Here is a 25,330-nt window from a genome sequence, read left to right as displayed (position 1 = left end):
AAAGAAGAGGCTGCCACCTACTGGGTGCGACAGCCTCTTTCGCTTCTCTAGTACGTTTCTTTCTTGCCGATAGGTTTCGCCGAGGCGTAGTATTCCGCGAATACGTCGGCAAAAGCTTTAGCCGTAAGCAGGCTTTCTTCCAACGTATTGTTCACTCCCCCGATTTCCAGCAACAAGCTTCCGGAAGATACGGACTGGTTGTATTCCCCGTTTCCTTGATGTGCGCTCTTCAATAATATCCCTCGGGACAATCCCGGGTACTTTTTGTTCAGCAGGGCGTTCAGCGCCTCTGCGAATTTCTTGTTTTCCTGATGATTGGCATGTCCGGTTCCAATAACGAACAGGATTCGGGCATAAGACTTTTTGCCGATCGTCGCAGTCGTCTTGGAACGAGGAACATCGGAGTCGCGATGAATATCGAAGAAATATTGCAATTTCGGATTTTCCGCTCTGGCTTTATCGACGGCTTTACGCGATTCGGAATACGACTTCGTGTAACTCAATTTTTTGACTTTCAGATTATTGGCAAAGTCATCTTTGGCTACAGTTGTTACGATCCCTTTGGCCTTCAGTTGCTCGGAGATTTGCGCGCCGACCAGCGTAATATTAACTTCGGGGTCGTCGACGGATGAACCGCGAGTTTGGCTGGCGACGTTCTTCCAAGATTCGAGATTGTGAGTATGATAGATGTACACTCCGCTATCCGCGCTCTTGCATTGCTGTTGGTTAGTTTCCGTAGATCGGCCAGGCGACTCGATCTTCACGACCCACCCCGCGACGTAAGCCGTTGCCCCCTCCGGAAGCTGTACGATAATCCACTCCCCTTCGGAGCCGACAACAGGAAACGCGTCTCCCGTCTTCGCTTTCGCTACGATATCGAATTCCAGACCCGGTCCGTTTCGCAGATTCGTATTATCGTCGAACCTTACGAAAGCATCCTTATCGGTTATGACTTCTAGATTCGTACGCGTCAAGTTACCGGGAGTGCAAAGATTGCCCGACACTCCCGCTCCGGCATTGACGACCCAGCCTGCGACATAAGCGGTACCGCCGTCGGGAAGCGATACGTAGTACCATTCCCCGGTGGAACCGAGGACGGGATAAGTTTCGCCCGGTTTGGCTTTTCCTACGATCTCGTAATCTATTCCTGCACCACTACGTAGATTAGTAACGTCGACGATTCTCACGATAGCCTCTTCTCGCAGGCTGTTGTCATTCTGTTCGATTAGCCCGATACGATTATCTACCTTATTGACTGACTGTACAGCCCCGTGTGCCACATCGGCCGTACCCAATTGCCAAATTAACAGAAGGGCTCCGCTCAGCAGCATATAACGCAACGTAAATCTCCCTCTCTCTGTCGATTATGCTTCGTACAAAATTCGACATCGATCGAGTAGACTCCTTCTATCCCTTCTCTCTATATCAGCAAATTATTTTATTTTTCGGCGAGAAATCTACAATCACAGAACAAACTTCCAGAGAAGCCAGCATATCAGGTGTCATTCGGAATATTCGTCGTTTCGTGCGTTTGTAATACCATACTTGCAAGATGACCGAAAGTTGCTCCGCTAAATAAACCGAAAATAGGATGGGGTGAACCCGTATCCCCCATAAAGGCTCACGCGGGGTGAATATTGTAAAGAAATAAACCTATTAAACAGCCGAAGTCACAGTTCCCTTTCCGTCTAGTTTTGGCGGTTGCTTCAATAGGATTAATCAATAGGATTAATCAATGTCCGCGATCATCCAGTCCTCTTCTGTTCCCTTCCACTTCACAAATACATATTGATTATTCACCTTTTCTTTTTCCATAAAGATATCTTCCGTCGGTACAACCGCCATAAAGTATCTTTTATGCTCGCTAATCGAAATATCGGAAAGCGGCTTAATCGTTAGAAGCTTATACTTAGGAAGTCCGGTAATCGGACTGTTCGGCATAAATAACTTCAAATACTCTTCGGAATTTTGTTCGTGAACATATTTAATTCTAAGGTTGAATAATTTAACGATTTCCAACGCATCAGCACTGTATTGGCTCTCGTCCAAATACTGTGGAGCTTCACCTGTAGAAGCATGTCTAGAACCACAAGATTGCAGGATGATCGCTGCGACGATTATTATCAGAAGTTTCTTTATGTTCCTCACATCCCCTAGTTATAGCTTTTCTCCAACTAGTATGAAGCAGCCTACTCGATACGCATCTTAACGATAAATTTCGATTTGGGTAGATAGTAAAACTCTATCACTTTATCTTCATGCTCATCCAAACCTTTATGCGTGTTCAGCAATTTAATATTATTTACCTCAATGTCCTGAGTCTTATCCCGTCTGGTCATTCTTTCTAGTATGTTCGGTACTCCCGTTACTTGTCTGTAATCTTTAGAAAAATAGGAACCTATGTCCGCAAAACCATTGACCTCTCCAGAAAACACCATCGATAACGTCTTCATAAATTTGCTCCTCAAATAAACACCACGAATAACAGGATTATACCAAAATAATGAATATACTGGATGATTTTGTCGAGTGCACAAAACAAGACGCCTATCCGCAATGGACTGGCGTCTTATTTCGCTAGCGATAGGATGATCAAATTCTTCGCACGATATCCTGCTTTTTATCATTGACAACCAATTGAAAGATGTCCGGACGGCTGTAATGCCCGACCACATCAAAATCAAACCGGCTTTGCGTAACAAGGGAAAGATCAAGCGTCGCCAATAGAACCCCTTCCTCGTTATAAAGAGGCTCAACGACATAGTCGCCAAGAGGCCCTACGATAGCGCTGCCTCCTCTGCTCAAAATGTCCGCGTCTTCCTCGATATCCTCATATCCAGCCAAATCAGCAGGATACGAGGCTTTAGTTGCAAACTGATTACAGGAAACGACGTAACAGCGCCCTTCGCAAGCGATATGGCGGATCGTAGACTGCCACGTATCGCGGGCATCAGCAGTAGGCGCAATATAGATGTCGATCCCTTGCGCGTACATAGCCGTCCGGGCAAGCGGCATGTAATTTTCCCAGCAAATCAAACCGCCCACTCTGCCGAACGGCGTGTCGATAACGGTAAGCGTGCTCCCGTCCCCTTGTCCCCACAGGAGACGTTCAGAACCGGTAGGTACGAGCTTGCGATGTTTGCCAAGAACGCTCCCATCCGGTCCGACGTATACGATAGAATTATATAAAGTTCCTCTGCTAAACTCCTTATCGCGCTCTACGACGCCAATGATCAAATAGACTCCCAGTTCCTTCGCCAACTCTCCGATGAGATCGGTCTCGGTGCCCGGTATGTCGATGGAGCTTGCCCAGTAACGCTCCCAATCCCGTCTCCCATCGGCCGTACGGCTTCCGACCCGAGCGCCGAAGCTCAGACCGCGCGGATAACCCGGCAAGAAGACTTCCGGGAACACGATCAAATCCGCTCCCCGCGCGGCCGCCTCTCTCGACTTGCTCGCAATCTTGTCCATCGCGGATTGTTTGTCGAACAAGATAGGCACGGACTGAACTACGGCTACTGTCGCATGGCTCTTATTCATTTCACCATCCCTTTCCGTATCGTTTCGGCGATTTCATTCTTTCCTACTTAACTAATAGGATAAGTGATGATAGATAAAAACAAACCATCCAAACTCCGAAAAATAATGCCCATCCATTCGAACCAACCAATTTATTCAGAGACAGACCCTCCATGTTCAACAAATCGATAAACATCTGTCATCGGCAGGATGCAAACGAATTCTGAATTTCGGAAAATCGGTGGTATGATAACAATCAATATGAGGTTCGAATACCGTCTAGGAAGGTGATTGTCATGTGGAAACCTGACCGCCAAAGCAAAAAAACGCTATATGAGCAAATTGCCGACCATCTGGAGCAAAGAATATCGTACGGCGAATTTCCGCCCGGCAGCCTTCTTCCCTCCGAAAGAAAATTGGCCGAGCAATTGGACGTTAACAGAAGCACCGTTATTCTGGCATTCGCAGAGCTTCGCTCGATGGGCATTATCGAAAGCCGGACGGGAAGCGGAACGCGAGTAAGCAAGAGTAAATGGGGTGCCACCCCTAAACATACACCGAACTGGAGAAGATATGCCGAAGGAGGAAGCTTTCTGCCGAATTTGCCTTTTATGCGCAAAATTCGCGAAGCGTTGACGCAACAGCCTTCCTTGATCGATTTCGCAAGCGGCGAGTTAGCGGCGGATCTCGCTCCGGTCGATGAAATTGCCAAGTTAATGAGCGAGCACAAGTATACTTCTTATTTGGGTTACGATAATCCGCAAGGCTATATCCCGCTCAGACAAGATTTGGTTTCTTTTCTTGCTCGGTATCGCGGCATTCGAACGACGGAATCGTCCATCCTGATCACTTCCGGATCGCAGCAATCGTTGTATCTGATTACGCAGTGCCTACTGTCGCCGGGAGACGCCGTCGCGATCGAAGATCCTTCCTACTGCTACTCTCTGCCCATGTTTCAGTCCGCGGGACTTCGGCTGTTCCGTCTTCCCGTCGACCAACATGGCGTGCGTCCGGACGATATTCGCGCCTTGTACAAGAAACACCGGATCAAGATGGTTTTCTTGAATCCGAATTACCAGAATCCGACGGGGACCGTACTCGGCGCCGAGCGACGCAAACAAGTGCTTGACGTGGCTAGCGAATTAGCGTTGCCTATCGTGGAAGACGAACCCTTCAGCTTAACAGCTTACGAGGGAAATCCTCCCCCGCCGCTTAAATCGATGGATACGGTCGGGTCCGTTCTCTATATCGGCTCCTTCTCCAAGATAGCCGCTTCCGGCTTGCGTATCGGATGGATGGTCGCTCCTCGTTCCATCGTGGAACGGCTCGCCGATGCAAGACAACAGATGGACTTCGGACTAAGCGTGATTCCGCAGCAGGTGGCTGCCCAGTTCCTGAAGTCGTCCCATTTCGAACCCCATCTGGATCGCTTGCGCATCCAATTGCAATATAAGCGGGACTTGATTATCGAAGCGTTGCGGAAGGAGCTTCCCGATCTGGTCACGTTTACGGCACCGGAGGGAGGATTGCATTTGTGGTGCAAGCTTGTTCCCGAAGTTCATGACGGTAAACTGCTGGATGAAGCCATCCGTAAAGGCGTTGTTTTCGTACCCGGAAGCGTCTACGGCTCCGACTCGGGTTTCGTCCGATTTACTTACGCAAGAGCGACGGCAGAGGAAATCGGCTTAGGGATATCCGGATTCGCGGAAGCGTTGAGGGAGCTGATCGATGAACGGTCCTGCCTAGACTAAACCGGACTATGCTAGATGAATCTACCGCGCTTAAACAAACAACCGCCGAGATTGGATACTCGGCGGTTGTTCGGCGTCTATTTCAGCTGAACCCTTAACCTTGCAAAGCTTTAACGTCCCTGACGATCTTATCGTACGGCGTATTTTCCATACCGTCGTATTTAGCGACAACCGTACCTGACTGATCGACTAAGTAGAAGGCGGTGCCGTGGATCACTTGGTCGGAGGCAGCGTCATTCGAGATCGGAGCCTTAAAGGAACGCAAAATGAACGACTTGATTTCATCGAAAGTATACCCGGTCAAAGCGTTCCAATTGGTGAAATCGACATCGAATTTTTCAAGATAACTTCTTAACGCCGCCGGTGTATCCCGCTCTGGATCGACCGAGAACGAAATGAGCTCCGCTTCTACTCCGGCAGATTTCAACCGTTTCTGTAATTCAGCCATATTCACGGTCATCGTCGGACATACCGTCTCGCAGTACGTAAAAATGAAGTTGGCCAGCCATACTTTCCCCTGCAAATCCGTCAAGGAAACCATCTGCTCATCCTGGTTCATATACTCGAAAGGTTGAACCGGATAGTTAAGCTGATTCGGCTTCCCGCTGCCGCAGGCAGCTGTCACGACTAGAACAATGGCCAACATACCGGCTAAAATGGCTTTTCTCACACGGATGCCGCCTTTCTATTTGAATTTCACTAACCACTGCACCACAACGTCAAGCTCCTCGTGACTTAGCCTATTCTGATAGGAAGGCATTCCCTTAGAGCCATCCCGGATAACCGCCAGCAATTGCTCTTCAGTTAATCGAGATCCGACCGCTTGCAAGCTCGGCCCTACCCGGCCGCTCAAGTCGGAAGCATGGCAAGCGATGCATAGCTGTTTGTACAAATCTACCGCATCCCTATCTGCAGACGTTGTTATGCTCGCCTGAAGAACGTTATCGTCCTTTTTCAGTCCGCAGGCACTCATTAATAACAGTACGATCAACCCGATTACGAAACCGTATTTTCCGTATTTCTGTCTCATCGTTACTCCCTGCCTCTCGACACAGATGTGAATGGTCTCCCTCTATACCGCCACCATGTTGTACATCATGATCCACATCGATCCGGCAACTATGACGAGTAAAATCACAAGTCCAAATACTAATGAAATCAGATTGTATCGCGGCTTCTTCTCTTCGCGCAGATGCATGAAGAACAACAACTGTATGGCCAATTGCAGGACAGCGAACACCATCAGCATGATGGCATTCGCCCTTCCCTCCAGCCAACCGTTCATCACAATCGCAATCGGAATAACTGTCAGCACGATGGAAAATACAAAGCCGAGCGTGTAGGCTTTGAAAGAGCCGTGCGTTTCTTCCGGAGAATGGGTCATTTCCTTATGTGCCATGATTTAGCTCACCCCCATTAAATAAACGACCGTGAACACGAAAATCCAGACGACGTCAAGGAAATGCCAGAACAAGCTAATAATATTCACTTTTCGTTTCGTGACCGGCGTAATTCCTTTGCGTGCCAACTGAATCATTAACCCGCTCATCCAGACAAGCCCGACAATGACATGCAATCCGTGCGTACCTACCAAGGTGTAGAAGGCGGATAGAAAAGCACTCGTCCCCATCGTTGCCCCTTCGCTCACCAAATGAATAAATTCGCTGATTTCTAGCCCGATGAAGATCGCGCCTAACGCGGTAGTCACTCCTAGCCAGCCGATCAGCGCTTTAAGTTTTCCCCTATTCATCGCCAGCAGAGCTAGACCACACGTATAACTGCTAGTCAGCAAGATGAATGTGCTTGCGATAACGCCGTTCATTTGGAATAGATCGTCAGGCCCCGGCCCGCCGTTCGTGTTCCCTTGCAGAACCATATACGTTGCAAAGAACGTGCCGAATAGAATCACATCCGTCATCAGGTAAATCCAGAAGCCGAACGTGCGCACCCCTTCCAAATCCACATGGTCGTGATGCTCTGCATGCAAATCGGCTTGATTTACATTTTCAGGCGTATGAGATTGAGCCATTAGTTCGTCACCCTGCTTTCCGCTTCCGTGCGTTCGATCTCATCCACGGGAATGTAATAATCCGTATCATAGTTGAAGGAATGAGCGACCATACATGCCGCTACGCCAGCTAATCCGGCAATGATAAACCACGTCCAGTGAAAGACAAACCCAAAACCGGCGACGAAGAAGAAAGCCGATATGATAATTGGAATTCCCGAGTTTCTGGGCATATGGATCGGCTCAAGCTTCTTCGGAGCTGCCGGAACGAATTGTCCCTGTTTCTTGCGCAGCTTCTCCTCCCACCACTCATCTTGCTCCGTAACTTGCGGCAACACCGCGAAGTTGTAATGAGGAGCCGGGGAAGCAATCGACCATTCCAGCGTTCGTCCATGTTTCCACGGATCGCCCGTCTTGTCCAAGTTGTCTTTACGATGCTTGACGCCATGCGCAATTTGCCAAACTTGGAAGAGGAAAGCAATACCCATCAAGAAGGCGCCAATCGTCGATACCAGGTTGAGGTCACCCCACCCTTTGTCCCATCCGTATGAAAAGACCCGTCGCGTCATCCCCATCAGCCCGAGCACGTATTGCGGCATGAAACAGAGATAGAAACCGATATTCCAGAACCAGAACGCCCACTTGCCAATGCGCTCGTTCAGCTTAAAGCCGAACATTTTGGGCCACCAGTAATACAAGCCCGCGAAGTAACCGAATACGACGCCGCCAATAATGACATGATGGAAATGAGCGACTAAGAAGTAACTGTTATGAAACTGGAAATCGGCCGGGGCTACCGAGAGCAGCACGCCCGTTAACCCCCCCGTCACAAAACAAGGGATAAATCCGATCGTCCATAACATCGGCGTCTCGAACGTGATTTTGCCTCGAAACATCGTAAACAGCCAGTTGAACACCTTGGCGCCCGTCGGGATGGCGATCAGCATCGTCGTTAGGGCAAAGAAGGCATTCACGTTCGCCCCCGTTCCCATCGTAAAGAAGTGATGCGCCCATACAAGGAACGATAAGAGACTTATGATCATCATGGCGTACACCATGGACTTGTATCCGAACAGCTTCTTCTTCGAGAAGGTCGCAACGATTTCCGAGAATATTCCGAATGCGGGAAGAACAATAATATATACCTCGGGATGTCCCCACATCCAAATCAGATTGATATACATCATGGGATTGCCGCCACCGTCCAGCGTAAAGAAATGCGCTCCGCCATATCGGTCCAAAAACAGCAATGCTAGCGTCGCCGTAAGGATTGGAAAAGAAAAAATAATCGCAATACAGCTAGACAGCACCGACCACGAGAACATCGGCATTTTCATCAGCTTCATGCCCGGCGCGCGCATTTTCAGAATCGTCGCAATAAAGTTAATCCCGGTCATCAGACTTCCGATACCCGAAATCTGAATGCCCCAAATGTAGAAATCTTGTCCGGGACCCGGGTTGTACATTAGTTCCGAATAAGGCGGATAAGCCAGCCATCCGGCATCCGGGGAACCTCCGATGACGAAGCTCAAGTTAAACAGCATCGCTCCGAAGAAGAACAACCAAAAGCTAAGCGCGTTAAGGAACGGATAGGCGACATCCCTTGCTCCAATTTGGAGCGGAACCATCACGTTAAACAAACCGAACATAAACGGCATCGCCATAAACAAAATCATGATTACGCCGTGCGTAGTGAAAATCTGGTTATAGTGATCCGGCAGCAAGAAGTCCAGCTCCGGAACAGCAAGCTGCAACCGCATCAGAAGCGCGTCTACGCCGCCTCGGAACAACATCAGAAAAGCCGATAAAATGTACATGATTCCGATCTTCTTATGGTCGACGGTCGTCAGCCATTCCTTCCACAGCCATTTCCACTTTTTGAAATACGTTAATACCGATACGAGTGCGATAAGCGTCAAAGCAATACTGACGTCCGCTCCATATATCAACGGATCGCCCGTTACGAAAAACTCGGAAGCGAAGCTTTTCACTTTCTCCCACATGAGCAACAACTCTCCCTTACCTGTAGATTGCTATCAAACGATTGCTTATTCTTCGAATTGAAACTTTTTCGCTTGTTCCCAAGACAAACCATGATTGTGGGAGGCGCCGTATTTGGTTACCGTCATTTCGAACAAGCCTTCCGGGAAGGAAGAAAAGGTTTGTACTGCCGAGGTTGAAGGCTCGACCAATTGCTTGTACCCCTCCAATGTTAAGGCTGACGATGTCTCTTTAATCCCGGCTACCCAATCATCAAATCGATCGCGGGTCATCGATTCCACGTCAAAGTACATATCGGAGAAATGAGTCCCCGTAAAGTTAGCTCCCGATCCCCAATATTCCCCGACCTCATCGGCCTGTAAGTAAAGCGTCATGGCCATGCCGGACATCGCGTACATCTGACCGCCGAGCTGCGGAATCCAGAAGGAATTCATTGGAGAATCGGCTGTAATTTCAAATCGAACCGGGACACCCTCCGGAATCTTCAGCTCATTCACCGTCGCAATTCCTTGCTCCGGGTATTGGAACAACCATTTCCAGTTCAAGGAAGTGACCTGAACGGTTATCGGTTTCTCGGCCGATTCCAGCGGCTTGGAAGGTTCAAGCGCGTATGTGCCTTTCACTGTAATCACGGCCAGAATGAGGATGACGATAATCGGAATGCCCCACCAGACCACCTCTAGTCTCGTACTGTGCTCCCAACGCGGCGTATACGCGGCTTGTCTGCCTTCTCTTTCTCGATAACGCCAGATGATGATCGCCGTCATGACCAGCACGGGGACAATGACGATACAGCTCAAGATCAATGAGACGATCATCAAATCCATCTGCTGCTCCGCGATCGGTCCTTTAGGATCCAGTACGACGATATTTTTCGTGCATCCGGTAGTGAGAAGCAACAGAATCGGCATAAGAACCGCCGCCATCCGCTTCGAAACTTTGGATAATTTCATATTTTTCAGCTCCTATCGACATCCACTCGTTCTTGAATCCACCTCACTTTATAAGAGAACGATCAAGGTGTCACCAACCGCTGAACGGTAACTTACAACCAACCATGTTCAACAAATTGCAACAAACGGCGAGTTCATAGATCGGAGCAACAAAAAAAAACCGCTTCGGTTGAACCGAAGAGGTTTCGTTTAGCGGTTAAAACAAGCGGCATGCTCCATTGCAAAGCGAAATGGATGGTTACTTTTGCGAAAAATCGTTTTATATTCATGCCACGAGACTATTGCGATATTCGGGAGATAGGAGTTGAACGTTGTGCTAACGGAACAAACTTTGCACGGCATTATCGTACCCATCATCACGCCGTTTAATCGTCGCGGAAATTTGGATATCAAATCATTCAGAGATATGGTTAAACGTTTGGCGAACAACGGAGTACACGGTCTTGTCATTGACGGGACGACGGGGGCGTCGTCGGCCATCGAACTCATTGAATTGAAAACCCTCATCTTAACGGCGCGCAAAGCAATGGGAGACATTCCGCTCATCGTGGATACGGGCTCCAATAACATCGCAACGACCGTTACAACAACGGTATGGGCCAAATCGCTTGGCGCCGATGCGGCCATCGTGGTCGCGCCTAGCTTCGATCGCCCTTCCCAGCAAAGCATGATTCAGTATTTCCATGCCTTATCCGACGCGCGGCTTCCGATCATTCTCCATGACCATCCTCGGCATACCGGGATGACGTTGGAGTTAGAAACGATACAAGAAATTACGCGGATGGATCATATTCTCGGCATCAAGGATAGCACCGGCGATATTAAGCGATGTTTCAAGCTCGCTCGATACTTGACCAAACCGATTCTATGCGGCGAAGACGAGCTTTTCTTTGCTTCGCTCTGTTACGGAGGGAGCGGCGGAATTATGGCCAGCGCTAATCTGGATAGCGATCAGTTCGTTCAAGTCTATGAGCTGTACCGGTTCGGCAAAATCGATCAAGCCAATCGCTTATTCAACCAATTGCTCCCGCTCATCCAGTTTCTGTCCTCGGAACCGAATCCCGCTCCGCTGCAATGGCTTCTCGCCGAGCGCGGGCATATCCGTTCAGATCGGCTTCGCCCGCCCGCGACGACTAAAAGCACTGTAGCGGAAATGTAAACCGTCTATGGTAGAAAAAATGTACGCTTTACAAGCTCGGACCGATCCGGTTAATGCTGAATTCCTGGTGACCCAATACTTCCGCCTTCGTCCACTTCCCTTCGGCAACCTCCACGATTTCATCCCAAATGCGGTTGCCGGCTTGCTCCAGACCCAATTCGCCGTTTAACATGCCGCTTACGTCGACGTCCATGTTGTCTTCCATCGTCTTGTACGTGCGCGGATTGCCGGTAATCTTGATGACCGGCACGACGGCCGCTCCCGTCGGGGTTCCCCTCCCGGTCGTGAAACAGACGATATGCGCGCCGCCCGCCGCCATGCCCGAGACGCACTCGATATCGTTGCCCGGCGAGTCCATGAAATACAATCCGCCTTCGGGAATCGATTCGGCGTATTCGATGACGCCTTGAATCGGCGCCGTTCCGCATTTGCTAATGCAGCCAAGGGATTTCTCCTCGATTGTCGTCAATCCGCCCGCGATATTGCCGGGGCTCGGATTGCCGCCTCGCATGTCGGTGCCCATCCTCTCGATTTCTTTCTCGAAGCGATCGACGATCTCGTAGAGCTTGCCGGATGTCGGTTCATCCGCGCAACGGCTCGCGAGGATGTGCTCCGCTCCGATAATTTCCGTCGTCTCTCCGATGACGATCGCTCCGCCCGAGGAGATGACGTTATCCGCCGCATACCCCAGCGCGGGATTCGAGGATAGGCCGGATGTCGCGTCCGAACCTCCGCATTTGACCGCCACCTTCAGCTTGCTTAACGGAACGGTCGTTTTCCGCTGCCGATCTAGCTCGGCTTTCATCTTCTTGGCCAATTCGACTCCGTGTCCGATCGCTTTCACGGACCCGCCGATCGACTGGATATCGAACGCGACGACCGGCTTGCCCGTTTCCCGAATCGCGTCCGCCAACGCCTCCGGATCGACGACCTCGCATCCCAAGCTAATGATGATAACCGCGCCTACGTTCGGATTTCGGCCGGTTCCGGCGAGGACGTCGAACGTGCGGCTTTTGTCCGCGCCGATCTGGCTGCACCCGTGCTGATGCGGAATGGAAATCGTATCCGGCACCATCTGCATAATGCGATTGCATACCTGGTTTGCGCATATAACCGTCGGGATAATCAGTAAATGATTACGAATGCCGATGTCTCCGTTTTCTCTCGCGTATGCCTCTATCGTTCTCACTCGTTCGCCCCCTTGCCGGCCTGATCTCCGCGTCCTCTTAAGCCTTCGATGTTATGCACGTGAACGTGGCTCCCCGCTGCGATCTCCATCGTCGTTCTGCCTATCACTTCGCCGTATTTGCAAACGTCTTCGCCTTCCCCGATATCCGATACGGCTAACTTGTGTCCGAACGCCACCGTTTCGAGCAGCTTCACCGTCCGGTTCTCCAAGCCGACGCTAAAGCTAACGGTTTCTCCGGCTTCCAAATCCCTAAGCGCGGTCGCGACATGATCTCTTTCGTTCATGACGATGGCGTCCGACTTCGGAGCAATTTCATGAGCCATTTTGGCACCGCCGCTTCCTTAGAATGTGCTTGCTTTCGTAGTGGAAGGACACCACCTCGACTGAATAAGCTCTTGCAATAATACTTCTCTTGATTGTTCCGTATCGATGTAGCGCAAGGCTTCGACGGCGTGACCTTGTACGTAACGATTATTGTCTTCAAGCGCTTCGGCCAGATGCGGAATCGCTTCCTCCGCCGCCGAACCCAGCTTAACTAGCGAGAGGCCCGCGGTGAAACGGACGGCAGCGTCCTCGTCCTTCAAGGCGTCAATCAAGCCGGACACGGTCGATTCCTTCGCCGCTCGGCCTATCATGCCTAGCGAATCCGCGATCGTGCGGCGGACTCTAGGCGTCTGGCTTGCGAACAACGATACTAATTTCGCGGCCGATCCGGCTGCATAATACCTTAGCTCCCCGAGGGCGAAAGCGGCATGATTCACAATAGGTTCACTGGCAGCAGAGTCCAAAGCCAAGGTCAAACCGTTAACGGCTGCTGCCCCGCAAGCCGTTAAGCCATACGCTGCACGGAGCGACGCGCGTTCGTTCGAAGCTTGAAGCACTTCCAACAACGCATCCCGACCTGTATCTCCAGCCGCCGCTAGCCGATAAGCAGCTTCAAGCGCGGCGCGTTCATCGTTGCTCGACAGATCGCCCGCCAGTCGCGCGACCTCTTGTTCGCTGACGCGATTCATGCCGTATCTGCCTCCAATCTCGCCGCGCAGCCAATTCCACGTGTCCTGCCAGAGTTCGGGATGGGGCGTCCCCATAGCTAAAGCCGATTCGGGAACGGACCATTCGCCGCTTCGGTTATCCCAAGATGGACTTTCCGGCGCAACCGTCCTCATGAACTCGAATTTCAGCATATAACGAGGTTTGCCGAGCCGGTTCCGAGTCGAGCGATGCCATATGTCGTAGTGGATCAGCACGAAAGTTCCGGCTTCTCCGTTCGCCGTGACCTCTTCCGCTGGGTCGTCTTGTTCGAACGTGCGGGATTCGTAATTTTGACTGCCCGGAACGACGCCCGTCGGTCCCAATTCAATCGGCGTATCCTGCGGAAAATACATGATCATCGCCCACCAAGGATGGTGGTTGCGAATACGGTCATATCCCCAATAGCTGTCCTTATGCCAACCGCCCGCCTTCGGCATCGCGTTATGATGGCAGTGTCTGTGCGTATGCATCAGATAGTTCGGTCCTAACACGCTAGTGAGCGCCCCGGTAATGACCGGATGTTCGAACACTTTCCTCAGCTCGCGTATACGCGGCAAGATATTGTTGCCCGGATTTCCTTCCTCCTCGTGCACGGTGTCTAGCTTTTCAAGCAATCTGGCGTGGAACTCTGGCGAAAAATCCGTTTTTAGCAACAACACTCCGTCTACAATAAAAGCTTTCATTTGCTCATCCGACAACAATTGCGGTTCTCTAGCGATCATGTTCGTTGTACCTCCCCTGAGTGGATAACCCCATTATAGGGAAGCGAGCATCGGCGAGGAATGGAAGAAGCTAAGAAGGAAGTGTGCAAAACTAAGCATACACATCGGAACTTTCATCCATTAGAATAGTAGACAGATCGACCCGGCCAATGCGACTGGCAGACGGAGGGAGGGCAACTATGGCATCCGGTAAAAACGAATTAGCGATATCCGAATTGCTGCATAACCTACAAGTCGAAGTATCTTCGGTGCACTTGACCCACGTCTCACTCGATTGGCGAGACTCCGACTATACGCCCGATTTCAATAAACTATACTTTATCCTCGATGGCGAAGGATGGATTCGCATCGCGGACAAGCAATTCCATCCGCGTCCTGGCCAGCTTTGCTTGATGCCTGCGTATGTCAATCAGGGCTATTCCGTCGTAAGCGATCAACCGTACCGTAAATACTGGTGTCACTTCACGACGAGAACAGGTTCGTTCGATTTATTTCAATGGATCGGCGTTCCGTTCTGCATCGATGTGCAAGATCCGGATAAAATAACTCGCTTGTTCGAACAATTGATCGAACCTTCCGGCAGTTCTCCAATCGTTACCCTGATTCGGCAAAAAGCCGCGATGCTGGAATTGTTGGCCGCCTATTTGGAACAGGTCCCCGTTCAAGTGCTCCAGCACCGCAACGAGGAAATCAAGCGACTAAACGTCATTCACGACTACGTGGACAAACATCTTCAATCGAGCGTCAGCGTCGATGATTTGGCTTCCTTATTGCACTTGCATCCTAACTATTTTATCGCCTATTTCAAGAAGCATTTCGGCATTTCCCCGCTCAAATACGTCAACCGCAAACGCATAGAGAAAGCGAAAACGCTGCTCATGACTTCCGCGCATAACGTCAAGGAGATCGCGGATCTAACCGGCTTTGCGGACACGAACCATTTCACGAAGTTTTTTCGCAAGGAAACCGGATTTAGTCCGACGGAGTTTCGCGCCATCTACGGCTAGAACGATTTATTGGCGGCGTGATGGGATTTCGAAAACAAGAGATGGGTGGAAACAATATGAAACCTAAAGTCGTAGTTACACGAATGCTTCCCCCTGAAGCCATGGGGATGTTAACCGATAGATACGAGGTTGTCGTGTGGCCGGAAGAAGATCTCCCGGCATCGCGCGATTTTCTGGAGCTCGAATTACCTGATGCTCATGCTCTGTTGTGCTTGCTCACGGATCGTATCGACGAAGAGTTGCTATCGAAAGCCCAGCAGCTCAAAGCGATCAGCACGATGGCCGTCGGCTACGATCATATCGATATCCAAGCCGCCCGGAAACGAGGAATCACGGTTACGAATACGCCTGATATTTTAACGGAAACGACGGCGGATCTGGTATTACTCTTCTCCTGGCTACCGCCCGGCGAGTCGTGGAAGCTTCCGACTTCCTGCGTCAAGGAAAATGGCAAACCTGGTCCCCCATGCTTCTGACCGGACAAGACGTATTCGGCGCTACTCTAGGCATCTTCGGGATGGGAAGAATCGGCGAAGCCGTGGTCAGGCGGGCTTTAGGATTCAATATGAAGGTTGTCTATCATAATCGCTCCAGAAAACCGGAAGCAGAAAATCATTACGGAATAACTTACGCAACGAAACAGAATCTGCTCGAACAATCGGATTTCGTCCTTATCTTGACTCCTTATAGCTCCGAAACCGCAAATATGATTCGGTATGAGCATCTGACTCTTATGAAACCGACGGCCTGCTTAATCAATGTCGCGCGCGGCGGGATCGTCAACGAAGCCGATCTGTATCAGGCGTTAGTAGACAATCGAATATGGGCGGCCGGACTCGACGTCTTCGACGTTGAACCCGTACCCACCGACCATCCTCTGCTTTCGCTTGAAAATGTCGTGACGCTTCCGCACATCGGGAGCGCTAGCATTCCAACGCGCAAGAAAATGGCTGCCTTAGCCGCGGCTAATATCGTAGAGGTGCTATCCGACAGACCTCCGCTTAGTCCTGTTACATAGATGCTATGAATATATGCCAATTTTCTATAAAGAAACAACCAAATCGGTACCCCAGTTTAATGGTAGAGTAGGCTTGTATACTCAATCGATTCCTAGACAAGGGAGATGGCTTTCGGTAATGTCGAAAATCAAAGCAGGCATGATCGGTACGGGTAATATTAGCGGCATCTATTTTTCCAACGGCAAACGTTTCGAATCTATGGACATCGTCGCTTGCGCCGATATCGACGTAGAACGCGCCCAAGCCAAAGGGGCGGAATACGGGATCCGCGGTTGTTCCGTGGAAGAGCTGTTAGCCGATCCCGAGATCGAGCTCATCATCAACTTAACGATTCCGCAAGCCCACGCCAACGTCTGTCTGCAAGCGCTTGAAGCCGGCAAACACGTTTATGTGGAGAAACCGCTCGCCGTTACTCGCGAAGACGGAAGAAAAGTGCTTGAGTTAGCTAAAAGCAAAGGCCTATATGTTGGCTGCGCTCCGGATACGTTCTTGGGAGGCGGCATTCAGACTAGTCTCAAGTTAATCGAGGACGGCTGGATCGGAACGCCGATCGGCGCTACCGCGTTCATGCTCGGAGGCGGTCCGGAGGGCTGGCATCCTTCTCCCGAGTTTTTCTATCAGGTAGGCGGCGGTCCGATGTTCGACATGGGGCCGTACTATTTGACGGCTCTGATCGCATTGTTAGGTCCGATTAAGCAAGTGACGGGAATGACGAGAATCTCTTATCCCGAACGAGTGATCGGAAGCCAACCGAAATTCGGGCAAACCATTCAAGTCGAGACGCCGACTCATATTGCAGGTGTTATGGAATTCACTTCTGGTCCGATCGGAACGATCCTGACCAGCTTCGATGTCATGGGCGGTACTCAGCTTCCAAGAATCGAAATATACGGCAGCCAAGGTACGCTAATCGTGCCGGATCCGAATACTTTCGGAGGTCCCGTGCATATTCAACGGGCCGGGGCACGGGAATGGTCGGAAATCCCGCTGTCGCACGGCAAATCCGAGAATGCTCGCGGCGTAGGGGCGGCAGACATGGCCAAAGCCATCATGACGGGCCGCAAGCATCGCGCTAACGGCGAAATGGCTTATCACGTACTTGAAGCGATGCACGGATTCCATGATGCTTCCGCCCAAGGCAAGCATTACTTGATGCAGAGCACTTGCGAGAAACCGGCGGCTCTACCGATCGGGTTATCGGATTTCAATTTGGATTAGAGAATAGTTACAGAAACAGCCCGTGATCTGCATGTTCCGATTGGAACAGTAGATCATGGGCTGAATTTTGTTTATAAAATTAGCTTTTACCCTTTCACGGCAGATCCAACCGTCATCGCTTTCTCGACTTGTTCGCTGAACAGAATGTAGACGAGTACGGTCGGCAATGAAGCGATCGTCATCGCCGCGCCCATAGCGCCCCAATCCGTCGTGAATTGGCCTTGGAAAAACTGCAAACCTAACGGCAACGTCTTGAGTGATTCATCCGAGATTAGCATGAGCGCAATTGGATATTCGTTCCATGCGGCGAGGAAGACGAAGATTACCATCGTCGCGATGGAAGGTTTCACGAGCGGCAGCATGATCTTGTAGAAAGTCTGGTATATATTAGCGCCGTCAAGACAAGCGGATTCTTCCAATTCGTTCGGTATCGTACGGAAAAAACCGTAAAACACCATCGAGGAAAAGGAAATGTTAAACGCGATATAAGGAATGATCAGCGATGAATAAGTGTTTGTCAGGTTGAAATCGCGGACCAGGATGGCTAGCGGAATCATGATCACCTGTACCGGAACGAACATGCCTACCACAATGTACATTTGGGCAATCGTTTTTCCTCGCCAACGAAGCCTCGCCGCCGAGTATGCGAACATAACGGCCAAGACGATCGTACCGACCACCGTAATAACCGTAACAAATACGCTATTCAGGAAATACTGAGGTACGTTGAATTCCGAGATCGCCGAAGTATAATTTTCGAAGCGCAAGTTCGTCGGAAAACCGAACGGATTCGTTACGAAAATCTCGTTGTTGTCCTTAAGAGAATAGAAAAGCATCCACACTAATGGATATAAAGAAATGATCGCGTAAAGCCACAAAAACAATTGGAAAATCGGATTGCTCTTACGAATTTTCAACCACATAACCTGACCTCCTTTCTAATACACGATGCGATCTCGCGCAATAAGCTTGTTGATCGCGAACGTCACGATCAAACATTCGATGACGAGGAACGCGGCTGCAGTCGTTCCGTAACCGAATTCGCCGACCCGGAACGCGGAGCGATACATCATATAGGTCAAAGTGTAAGTATCCGTACCCGGTCCGCCGCCCGTCATGATTTGCATGTTGGCGAACGCGTTCAAGCCCCCGGTAATCGCTAAAATGAAGCAAAACTTGTAGGTTTCGGCCATAAGCGGGATCGTAACTTTCCAATGCGCTTTCCATTTCTCGGCGCCGTCGATCTTCGCTGCTTCAAGATATTGCTCTGGAATCGAATTCACCGCCGCGAGCAACAGCGCGAAGTGATATCCCATGTTCTGCCAAGCGTTAACGGCCGCCACCGCATAGATCGCAGTCTTGCCATTCGACAACCAGTCTTGACGATAGGGAATCCCAAGCGTTTCGAATATTTTATTGATGAGGCCGTATTCTCCGTTGTACATCGCGAGCCAGAGTTGGCAGACTACGGTGACCGAGAGAACGACTGGTATGAAATAACTCACCCGCAGAAACTTTCTTCCCCGAATTTTCTTATTCGAGATCGTCAACGCAAGTACGGTTCCGATACCGATCTGAAGCACCGCCAACATAGCGGCGAAGATGGCCCCGTTCTTCAAGGAGGTATAGAACAAGCGGTCTTCGAACAGTCTGATGTAGTTGTCCAGGAAGATGAATTTGCCCGGATTCAAGCCGTCCCAATCGTACATGCTCCGATAGAACACTTGCATTGTCGGCCACATCACGATGACGGTAAAAAGAACAATCGTCGGCAAAGTAAATAGAAGAATGGCGGCTTTGTTCCCCAAAAACTTATTCATGATTTCGCTCCTTGCTCACCCATAAAGAAAGCCACTTATACCCCTTACGTATAAATGGCTTTCTCTAGAATTAGTCTGTCATTCTCGTTAACTTACTTCATCGCGCTCTCAAGGTCGGACACGAATTGTTCCGCCGAATACGAACCACTGAGCAATGCTTGCGACGCGTCTTCAATCGCGGCTTTGAACTTCGTGTTCGATAATCCCCAAGCGAATGCCGTCGTACTCGTAATGTTAGGTAGATCCTTGGCGAGCTGTTCCATCATCGGATCGAACGTTTTAACGATCGGTTTATCAACTTTAGTCGATACGATTGGACTGCCCTTCTGCGTATATTTGAACTCCGCGTATTTCAAAGCCATGAAGCTAGCGACTTTGGTAGCCAGTTCTTTGTCTTTGGTGTTGGCCGATACGGCGAATCCGCCTGGAGTACCGCCGCCGCTGAACGCCAATTTATTGCTTTCGTAAGTAGCGGCATCCGGAGCAGGATAGTACATATAGCCGACTTTATCTCCAAGTGCTTTCGTCGAAGCTTCGATTTCCCATTGGCCGTTAACGAACATCGCCGCTTTGCCTTCATGGAATAAAGCTGCAGCTTGATCATAGTTCAAGTTGGTTGCTCCCTTAGGCAGCAATCCAGCTTTAACAAGATCGGCGATATCCTGTGCGGCTTTGACGTAAGCCTCGTCGGACGGTTTCGCTTGGCCTTTGTCCAAAGCGCTGATGCCCGCAGGATTATATCTTGTCGCGAACATATCGAAGAATGCGACATCCGGCCATTTTTCTTTGGCGAAAATGGAAAGAGGCGTAATGCCTTTCGCTTTGAACGCGTCGATCGCAGCATGCATTTCTTCGAATGTTGTCGGCACCTTTACGCCATTTTGCTCGAAGAGCTCCTTATTGTAAAACAACAGAATCAATTCGTTACCAGCATAGGGGAACGCATACACATGGTTATCGTCGGTATAAAGCGTATTCATTGCGCTCGGTTGCATTTTATCTTTGAATCCAAGCTTGTCTACGTATTCATCCAATTGCAGAATGTTGTTGGATTGACGGAAAACGTTAATCTGATCGAGTCCCACGTTAAAAATATCGGGTAAATTGCCCGTCGCTGCATACGTTTTGAGTTTCTGGCCATCATCTTGAGCTTGGATCTCTAGATCCAATTGAACGTTAGGCATTTCTTTGGACAATTCGGCAACCGCATAATCGTAATACCCTTTCGTATCCTCATCGGAATATTGCGCGTAAATCCGCAGTTTCGTTACGCCTTCTTGCGCGTTGCTTGCGGAGCTTTCCGCATCATTCCCCTTATTGGAGCCGCAAGCCGCGAGCGCCATAGTCAAGGATAGAACCACGCCTAGCGATAGCGCTTTTTTCATCTTCTTCATCTGTTGAACCCCCGAAAAATTGTTCAAACACTCATAGCTGATCATCTCTTATTGGAGATAGGTTTAGTATATCGGGGCTGCTGCATGAGCTAAATGGACTAACCGCGCAACAATTGGACTATCCGCGCTTATTCTCGTAGTCTCTTGGCGAAGTTCCGTAGTATTTCTTGAAGGCGCGACTGAAATACGCCGGATCTTGAAATCCGACCCGCTCGGCGATATCGGAAAGCTTATACTGACCTTCAAGGAGCAAAGAACGCGCTTCTTGCATTCGCCTTTGCGTAATGTAGTCGGTAACGGTCATCCCGTGATTTTTCTTAAACACGCCTCTTAAATAACTCGGGTTAATGTAAACCTGCTGCGCGAGGGTTTCCACCTTCAACTCCGAGTCCATATATTGCTTGTCAATCAATTGTTTGGCCGTTTCGGCGATTTTACCGGATTTGGTTTGCTTATGCTGCTTCATGTATTCTATCGCTCTTAAATACATATCAATAATCCAACGTTGTACGCCTTCAATGGAATGTTGCTGCATAATATCGCTATAAGGGTAAAACTCCTCCCCGAAGCAATCCTCTATCGGATGGCCGTTCTCGGATACGCAGGAGAGACAAATCGACACTAACCCCATGCATATCGTATACACGTAATCGATAGAAAAGCGATCCTCGCGAATGCCTTCGAATATCGTATGGATCTTATTTTTCACGCTATCCGAATCGCCCATTCGCAGGAAAATAAGCAACTCCTCGTTCATTTGAGAAGGAATAAACCCGCTGGCAAATCCTCTTACGCCTTCTACGCTGTCGTCATATCCGATCACCCGATCGGTACCTATGACAAACTTGTAACGCAAAGCGTGAAGAGCTTCAAGATAGGATGCGCGTATTCCGGAGTAACTCGAGTGCAACGTCCCTAAGCCGATCGTAATCGCGAATTTCAAATATTTCTTGATTAGGATACAAAGCTGTTCATAGCCTTCCTTAACCCTAGAAGAACCATAGTCTACTTCCTCGGGTTCATAAATACATATAATACGACCTTCCGGACCATTGAATACCATGTGGTTCCCATTCAAGTGAATCGTTTCGGACAATATATTGGCGACGGCGAATTTCCACAACTCTCTGTCGCTCACGTTTCGCCACTTCGAATCCATAAGGTCGATTTCAATGCAAGCGACTTGAAAGCAGCTTGAAACATTAGCAATTCCGAAATCCGCCAATCGGTTACGGATTTCCTCGTTCTTGAGATATTCACTTTCAATCAGGCTGTTTAAGAAACCTTCCTTAAGCATAACTTCATTGGCTTTTAGCGTTAATTGTCTGTCTTTGGTTTCTTGTATCTGGGATTGCAATTTCAGCAGCGTAAGCAATAATTCTTCTTTGGTAAACGGTTTGAGCAAGTAGTCTTCTACTCCGAGCTTGATGGCTCGTCTTGCGTACTCGAATTCATTGTGTCCGGTTACGATGATAATACCGACCCCGGGACTAACCTCCTTTAACTTCTCCGATAGCTCAAGCCCGTCCATAAAGGGCATATTAATATCCACCAAGGCGATGTCCGGTCGAAATTCCTCCATCATCTTAAGCGCCTCGATCCCATTACGTACCTCGCCGCAAATTGTAAAACCGTATTCCTCCCAAGGCAACACGATTTTTAAGAAATCGCGGAAAATAGCCTCGTCGTCCACGATCATCACTTTAATCATAGGCTAACCCTCCAAATGTCCCGCCCGAAGGCAACGTTATCGTCACGGTCGTCCCTTTGCCTAATTCGCTCTCAATTGTTAATCCGTACTGTTCTCCGAACGACAGGCGAATTCGTTCGTTAACGTTACGCAAGCCAAATGACATCTCTTGTTTCAACTCACGGCTCGAACCCGGTTCTTCAACCGGCGACCGAAGCAACATCCGAATTTTCTCAGGCGACATTCCGACCCCGTTGTCCGATACTTTGATGTGAATTAAGCCATACTCAAGATACCCCCGGACATGGAGATGGCCTTTATCCTGTCTCAGCTTCAATCCATGATAAATTGCGTTTTCGATTACCGGCTGAACCGTTAATTTGAGAATCGAGTGAGGGAGAATCTCTTGATCCACTTCGATCGAATACGTGAACACATCCGAATAGCGAATGTGCTGAATGGCTAAATAATCTTTTAAGATGCGCACTTCTTGCTCAATCGAGATAAGTTCTTTCCCTTGATTCAACGTCAAACGATAGAAGTCCGCCAACGCTTTGGTCGTCCTCTGCACGTCTTTAATTCTTCCCATTTCGGACAACGCATAGATCACGTCCAGCGTATTGTAAAGGAAATGCGGCTTGATCTGCGATTGGATGAGCGCCAGTTCATATTCCCGCTTCTGCTTTTGTTCGAACTTGATATTCGCCAGCAGACTTTTAATCCGCCTTGTCATCTCATTGAATCCAGCCGCAAACAAGCCGAGTTCGTCCTTAGATTCTATCGTTAACCGTCCATCCAGATCCCCTTCTTGGAACCCCTTCATGCTCTTGGCAAGTCTCACGATGGGATTAGCGATCCATTTTGAGAGATAGGCGACTCCAATCGCCGCGAATAGAACGCACACCCCCGCAATCATCATCAAAGTAATCTTGATCTGCTCAAGATCGGTCGTGAGCGCTTTAAGCGGCGTTACGCTTACTAGTTTCCAACCGAGCTTCTCGAAACTTCGTATCGTAAGCAACGTCTTTTCGCGATTAATATCCTTTATATCCGCAGACTGAATGTGGCTGTTCACCCACGACAACAGATCGGAGTTTCCAATGGGAAGTAAGAGATCAACTTTTTTGCTTGCGGAGACTACGTTACCGGATGAGTCCACGATTAAGTATTGCGCAGAAGGTTCCGCATTCATCGTCTGCAGAACAGCGGACAATTTGCTTTCTTTTAAGTTCAAAAGCAAAATACCCAACGTTTTTCCCGAGTTAATATCGACGATTTTTTTCCCAGCTGTCAGCACGGGGGCTTGTACGTCCGTAACCCAGTATTCTCTGCGTTGCATTGGCAACCAGATTGTGACTCCGTTCGTATCATCTATCGATTGATACAGTTCATTGCGTACTCTCAGCGGCTGATGCTCTTCAATTTTTGGATGAGAACCGTAAATTCTTCCCTTAGTGTCAATGAATAAGGCAGATTCGACATCGGGAAAGACAAGCAAAGCAAGACTAAGCTGCGTCGTTATCGCCGTATACCTAGATAGATCGAAATCGCTGGAGAGATCCGATTTATTCTCAATCGCACGATTGAGGTTTAAGGAAAGCATATTCGCGCTGCTCTCAACGTTAGCCAGCATACCGTTCAGACGACTAATGATCAACGCGGAATTATCCGCGAAACCTTTCGCCGTCTTATCGACGACGACCTTAGAATAAACCGCGTTCCCCGTGTAGCCCAATACAAGAAAAGGAATCAGAAGCAGCGGAAGATATACGAGCAAAATCTTGGTCCGTATTCGGCGATCCCTGAACCAACCGCCGTTGTGTCTCTTATGGTTCGTCATACCCCTGATTCTCCTCTGCTAACGGTATGATGCGCGGTCTTGTGTTTAAATAGTCGGTCGTTAACGTATTGCAAAATTGCGTCAAGCTTGATCCCGTGTTTTTCTTGAACATTTTGCCGAAAGTATGGACATCCGAATAGCCCACGTTCCTCGCGATTTCGCTTACGGATAAATCCGTTTGAATCGCAAGCTCTTTAGCCTTCTGTATCCTAACCCATGTCAGGAACTGCATCGGCGTCATGCCAAACGTTTTCTTGAAGATCAAGATCATATGGTTACGGCTTAAGCCGGTCACACCTTCAAGATCGCTATGTCTAACCTCTTGGTGATAGTGGGTGATCAAGTAGTTTTTGAGCAAGATGAGCTTGGCATGATTAGACGCGCCTCCGGCATTTGCTTCTTCTTGTCCTTTGCCTTGGCTGGCTTCGGCAAGCACCTGCATAAGCAATCCCTGGCATTTCAACTGCCGATCAAGACCTGGATGGCTGTAGAGCTGAACGATCTCTCCTAGTTTGCGTTCGATGGGTTGTCCTGTGAAGTTGCCAAGATGATGCCGATCTTGAAATAGCTCATCCAAAGGAAAGCTCGTTTGCCCAAAATGGAACACGATGGAGATGCAGACATACGGGTGATTCTCTACCGTTCGTATCGAGTGTTGCTCTCCGGGACGATGAAATAGCAAGTCTCCCTTCACGGTTACGTAAGACCCTCCCGCGACCGGATATTCCGCCATTCCGTTTAAGACATATTGCAAGGCATATTGTTTTAAAGTGCGATTCTCGATCAACCAACCCTCGGGAGCATGGAAACTGTGGGCAAGCGTAATGTAGGGCGGGCAATGGTAATCGCTCATCCACGCCAACGTTTCCGATGGATTCATTTCGATTAAATCGATATTAGAGATACCGTTCGCTTTATTCAAGAGCTCTCTCCTTTCACTTCGAATTCTTCGAATCCTTCTCGCTATACGATCGTGATTTTGGCAACCGATTCATTCTTTTCGTCTAA

The 25,330-nt window shown here is 49.3% G+C and carries 23 protein-coding genes and 2 pseudogenes; 5 read left to right on the top strand and 20 right to left on the bottom strand.

Going from position 1 to position 25,330, the window contains the following annotated elements; translation table 11 throughout:
* Positions 1-47: 47 nt before the first annotated feature.
* The 5 genes and pseudogenes from spoIIP to HH215_RS02120 all read right to left on the bottom strand — a co-directional run bounded on the left by spoIIP (position 48) and on the right by HH215_RS02120 (position 3,540).
* Positions 48-1,331, bottom strand: coding sequence for a stage II sporulation protein P (spoIIP, locus tag HH215_RS02140; protein WP_254450530.1), 1,284 nt, complete (start codon positions 1,329-1,331; stop codon positions 48-50).
* A 166-nt stretch (positions 1,332-1,497) separates the two neighbouring features.
* Positions 1,498-1,666, bottom strand: a pseudogene (locus HH215_RS36265) (phospho-N-acetylmuramoyl-pentapeptide-transferase); the annotation flags it as partial.
* 62 nt (positions 1,667-1,728) lie between these two features.
* A complete protein-coding gene (locus HH215_RS02130) occupies positions 1,729-2,148 on the bottom strand; it encodes a hypothetical protein (RefSeq protein WP_169278397.1) in 420 nt (139 codons plus the stop codon).
* 41 nt (positions 2,149-2,189) lie between these two features.
* Complete coding sequence (locus HH215_RS02125) at positions 2,190-2,453, bottom strand: hypothetical protein (protein WP_169278396.1); 264 nt, start codon at positions 2,451-2,453, stop codon at positions 2,190-2,192.
* A 139-nt stretch (positions 2,454-2,592) separates the two neighbouring features.
* Positions 2,593-3,540, bottom strand: a complete 948-nt coding sequence (locus HH215_RS02120) for a carbon-nitrogen hydrolase family protein (protein ID WP_169278395.1) — start codon at positions 3,538-3,540, stop codon at positions 2,593-2,595.
* Between the two features lie 275 nt (positions 3,541-3,815).
* On the opposite strand from HH215_RS02120, the gene pdxR reads away from it, so the two are divergent.
* A complete protein-coding gene (gene pdxR / locus HH215_RS02115; protein ID WP_169278394.1) occupies positions 3,816-5,270 on the top strand; it encodes a MocR-like pyridoxine biosynthesis transcription factor PdxR in 1,455 nt (484 codons plus the stop codon).
* A 94-nt stretch (positions 5,271-5,364) separates the two neighbouring features.
* On the opposite strand, the gene HH215_RS02110 is transcribed toward pdxR, so the two are convergent.
* Genes HH215_RS02110 through cyoA form a run of 6 tightly spaced genes read right to left on the bottom strand, consistent with a single transcriptional unit; the run spans position 5,365 to position 10,232 of the window.
* Positions 5,365-5,940, bottom strand: a complete 576-nt coding sequence (locus tag HH215_RS02110) for an SCO family protein (protein WP_254450344.1) — start codon at positions 5,938-5,940, stop codon at positions 5,365-5,367.
* Between the two features lie 15 nt (positions 5,941-5,955).
* Positions 5,956-6,300 carry a c-type cytochrome gene (locus HH215_RS02105; protein WP_169278393.1) on the bottom strand — a complete coding sequence of 115 codons (345 nt, stop codon included), beginning with the start codon at positions 6,298-6,300 and terminating at the stop codon, positions 5,956-5,958.
* A 42-nt stretch (positions 6,301-6,342) separates the two neighbouring features.
* Positions 6,343-6,669, bottom strand: a complete 327-nt coding sequence (gene cyoD / locus HH215_RS02100; protein WP_169278392.1) for a cytochrome o ubiquinol oxidase subunit IV — start codon at positions 6,667-6,669, stop codon at positions 6,343-6,345.
* Positions 6,670-6,672: 3 nt separating this feature from the next.
* Positions 6,673-7,299: a cytochrome o ubiquinol oxidase subunit III gene (cyoC, locus tag HH215_RS02095; protein ID WP_169278391.1), complete on the bottom strand. Its 627-nt coding sequence runs from the start codon at positions 7,297-7,299 to the stop codon at positions 6,673-6,675.
* On the bottom strand, positions 7,299-9,281 hold the full coding sequence (locus HH215_RS02090; RefSeq protein ID WP_169278390.1) for a cbb3-type cytochrome c oxidase subunit I: 1,983 nt from the start codon (positions 9,279-9,281) through the stop codon (positions 7,299-7,301). The genes cyoC and HH215_RS02090 overlap by 1 nt, the downstream gene beginning before the upstream one ends.
* 45 nt (positions 9,282-9,326) lie before the next feature.
* Positions 9,327-10,232, bottom strand: a complete 906-nt coding sequence (gene cyoA / locus HH215_RS02085; RefSeq protein WP_169278389.1) for a ubiquinol oxidase subunit II — start codon at positions 10,230-10,232, stop codon at positions 9,327-9,329.
* 313 nt (positions 10,233-10,545) lie between these two features.
* On the opposite strand from cyoA, the gene HH215_RS02080 reads away from it, so the two are divergent.
* Positions 10,546-11,391: a dihydrodipicolinate synthase family protein gene (locus HH215_RS02080; RefSeq protein WP_169284183.1), complete on the top strand. Its 846-nt coding sequence runs from the start codon at positions 10,546-10,548 to the stop codon at positions 11,389-11,391.
* 28 nt (positions 11,392-11,419) lie between these two features.
* Here HH215_RS02080 and HH215_RS02075 read toward each other — a convergent pair whose 3' ends face one another.
* Genes HH215_RS02075 through HH215_RS02065 form a run of 3 tightly spaced genes read right to left on the bottom strand, consistent with a single transcriptional unit; the run spans position 11,420 to position 14,334 of the window.
* Positions 11,420-12,580: a UxaA family hydrolase gene (locus tag HH215_RS02075; protein ID WP_169278388.1), complete on the bottom strand. Its 1,161-nt coding sequence runs from the start codon at positions 12,578-12,580 to the stop codon at positions 11,420-11,422.
* Positions 12,577-12,903 (bottom strand): UxaA family hydrolase, encoded by a 327-nt coding sequence (locus tag HH215_RS02070; protein WP_169278387.1) that lies wholly within the window; start codon positions 12,901-12,903, stop codon positions 12,577-12,579. Before HH215_RS02070 ends, HH215_RS02075 begins: the two co-directional genes overlap by 4 nt.
* 18 nt (positions 12,904-12,921) lie before the next feature.
* Entirely contained in the window at positions 12,922-14,334 is a 1,413-nt protein-coding gene (locus tag HH215_RS02065; protein WP_169278386.1) for a HEAT repeat domain-containing protein, read from the bottom strand.
* Between the two features lie 179 nt (positions 14,335-14,513).
* Between HH215_RS02065 and HH215_RS02060 the strand changes: the two genes are divergently transcribed.
* The 3 genes and pseudogenes from HH215_RS02060 to HH215_RS02050 all read left to right on the top strand — a co-directional run bounded on the left by HH215_RS02060 (position 14,514) and on the right by HH215_RS02050 (position 17,578).
* Positions 14,514-15,341: a helix-turn-helix domain-containing protein gene (locus tag HH215_RS02060; protein ID WP_169278385.1), complete on the top strand. Its 828-nt coding sequence runs from the start codon at positions 14,514-14,516 to the stop codon at positions 15,339-15,341.
* Positions 15,342-15,397: 56 nt separating this feature from the next.
* Positions 15,398-16,359, top strand: a pseudogene (locus HH215_RS02055) (2-hydroxyacid dehydrogenase).
* Between the two features lie 118 nt (positions 16,360-16,477).
* Positions 16,478-17,578 carry a Gfo/Idh/MocA family protein gene (locus HH215_RS02050; protein ID WP_169278384.1) on the top strand — a complete coding sequence of 367 codons (1,101 nt, stop codon included), beginning with the start codon at positions 16,478-16,480 and terminating at the stop codon, positions 17,576-17,578.
* 86 nt (positions 17,579-17,664) lie between these two features.
* Here the strand turns inward: HH215_RS02050 and HH215_RS02045 are convergent, their stop codons facing one another.
* From HH215_RS02045 to HH215_RS02020, 6 genes are all read right to left on the bottom strand, one after another.
* On the bottom strand, positions 17,665-18,501 hold the full coding sequence (locus HH215_RS02045; protein WP_169278383.1) for a carbohydrate ABC transporter permease: 837 nt from the start codon (positions 18,499-18,501) through the stop codon (positions 17,665-17,667).
* A 15-nt stretch (positions 18,502-18,516) separates the two neighbouring features.
* Positions 18,517-19,398: a carbohydrate ABC transporter permease gene (locus HH215_RS02040; protein ID WP_169278382.1), complete on the bottom strand. Its 882-nt coding sequence runs from the start codon at positions 19,396-19,398 to the stop codon at positions 18,517-18,519.
* 92 nt (positions 19,399-19,490) lie between these two features.
* On the bottom strand, positions 19,491-20,792 hold the full coding sequence (locus HH215_RS02035) for an ABC transporter substrate-binding protein (RefSeq protein ID WP_169278381.1): 1,302 nt from the start codon (positions 20,790-20,792) through the stop codon (positions 19,491-19,493).
* A 118-nt stretch (positions 20,793-20,910) separates the two neighbouring features.
* Positions 20,911-22,503 (bottom strand): response regulator, encoded by a 1,593-nt coding sequence (locus tag HH215_RS02030; protein ID WP_169278380.1) that lies wholly within the window; start codon positions 22,501-22,503, stop codon positions 20,911-20,913.
* Positions 22,496-24,322, bottom strand: coding sequence for a sensor histidine kinase (locus tag HH215_RS02025; RefSeq protein WP_169278379.1), 1,827 nt, complete (start codon positions 24,320-24,322; stop codon positions 22,496-22,498). The genes HH215_RS02030 and HH215_RS02025 overlap by 8 nt, the downstream gene beginning before the upstream one ends.
* Complete coding sequence (locus tag HH215_RS02020; RefSeq protein WP_254450343.1) at positions 24,309-25,244, bottom strand: helix-turn-helix domain-containing protein; 936 nt, start codon at positions 25,242-25,244, stop codon at positions 24,309-24,311. Before HH215_RS02020 ends, HH215_RS02025 begins: the two co-directional genes overlap by 14 nt.
* Positions 25,245-25,330 lie beyond the last annotated feature (86 nt).

The organism is Cohnella herbarum (assembly GCF_012849095.1).
GTDB classification, from domain to species: domain Bacteria; phylum Bacillota; class Bacilli; order Paenibacillales; family Paenibacillaceae; genus Cohnella; species Cohnella herbarum.
Note: the sequence above shows the minus strand (reverse complement) of the source record. Positions and strands in the feature narration are given on the sequence as shown.

Excerpts from the sequence above, each read along its gene's own strand:
- cyoD (WP_169278392.1), bottom strand. The coding sequence starts at position 6,669 with ATGGCACATAAGGAAATGACCCATTCTCCGGAAGAAACGCACGGCTCT.
- spoIIP (WP_254450530.1), bottom strand. The coding sequence starts at position 1,331 with ATGCTGCTGAGCGGAGCCCTTCTGTTAATTTGGCAATTGGGTACGGCC.
- HH215_RS02035 (WP_169278381.1), bottom strand. The coding sequence starts at position 20,792 with ATGAAGAAGATGAAAAAAGCGCTATCGCTAGGCGTGGTTCTATCCTTG.
- HH215_RS02090 (WP_169278390.1), bottom strand. The coding sequence starts at position 9,281 with ATGTGGGAGAAAGTGAAAAGCTTCGCTTCCGAGTTTTTCGTAACGGGC.
- pdxR (WP_169278394.1), top strand. The coding sequence starts at position 3,816 with ATGTGGAAACCTGACCGCCAAAGCAAAAAAACGCTATATGAGCAAATT.
- HH215_RS02040 (WP_169278382.1), bottom strand. The coding sequence starts at position 19,398 with ATGAATAAGTTTTTGGGGAACAAAGCCGCCATTCTTCTATTTACTTTG.
- HH215_RS02065 (WP_169278386.1), bottom strand. The coding sequence starts at position 14,334 with ATGATCGCTAGAGAACCGCAATTGTTGTCGGATGAGCAAATGAAAGCT.
- HH215_RS02025 (WP_169278379.1), bottom strand. The coding sequence starts at position 24,322 with ATGACGAACCATAAGAGACACAACGGCGGTTGGTTCAGGGATCGCCGA.
- HH215_RS02070 (WP_169278387.1), bottom strand. The coding sequence starts at position 12,903 with ATGGCTCATGAAATTGCTCCGAAGTCGGACGCCATCGTCATGAACGAA.
- HH215_RS02045 (WP_169278383.1), bottom strand. The coding sequence starts at position 18,501 with ATGTGGTTGAAAATTCGTAAGAGCAATCCGATTTTCCAATTGTTTTTG.
- cyoC (WP_169278391.1), bottom strand. The coding sequence starts at position 7,299 with ATGGCTCAATCTCATACGCCTGAAAATGTAAATCAAGCCGATTTGCAT.
- HH215_RS02120 (WP_169278395.1), bottom strand. The coding sequence starts at position 3,540 with ATGAATAAGAGCCATGCGACAGTAGCCGTAGTTCAGTCCGTGCCTATC.
- HH215_RS02030 (WP_169278380.1), bottom strand. The coding sequence starts at position 22,503 with ATGATTAAAGTGATGATCGTGGACGACGAGGCTATTTTCCGCGATTTC.
- cyoA (WP_169278389.1), bottom strand. The coding sequence starts at position 10,232 with ATGAAATTATCCAAAGTTTCGAAGCGGATGGCGGCGGTTCTTATGCCG.
- HH215_RS02050 (WP_169278384.1), top strand. The coding sequence starts at position 16,478 with ATGTCGAAAATCAAAGCAGGCATGATCGGTACGGGTAATATTAGCGGC.
- HH215_RS02060 (WP_169278385.1), top strand. The coding sequence starts at position 14,514 with ATGGCATCCGGTAAAAACGAATTAGCGATATCCGAATTGCTGCATAAC.
- HH215_RS02125 (WP_169278396.1), bottom strand. The coding sequence starts at position 2,453 with ATGAAGACGTTATCGATGGTGTTTTCTGGAGAGGTCAATGGTTTTGCG.
- HH215_RS02105 (WP_169278393.1), bottom strand. The coding sequence starts at position 6,300 with ATGAGACAGAAATACGGAAAATACGGTTTCGTAATCGGGTTGATCGTA.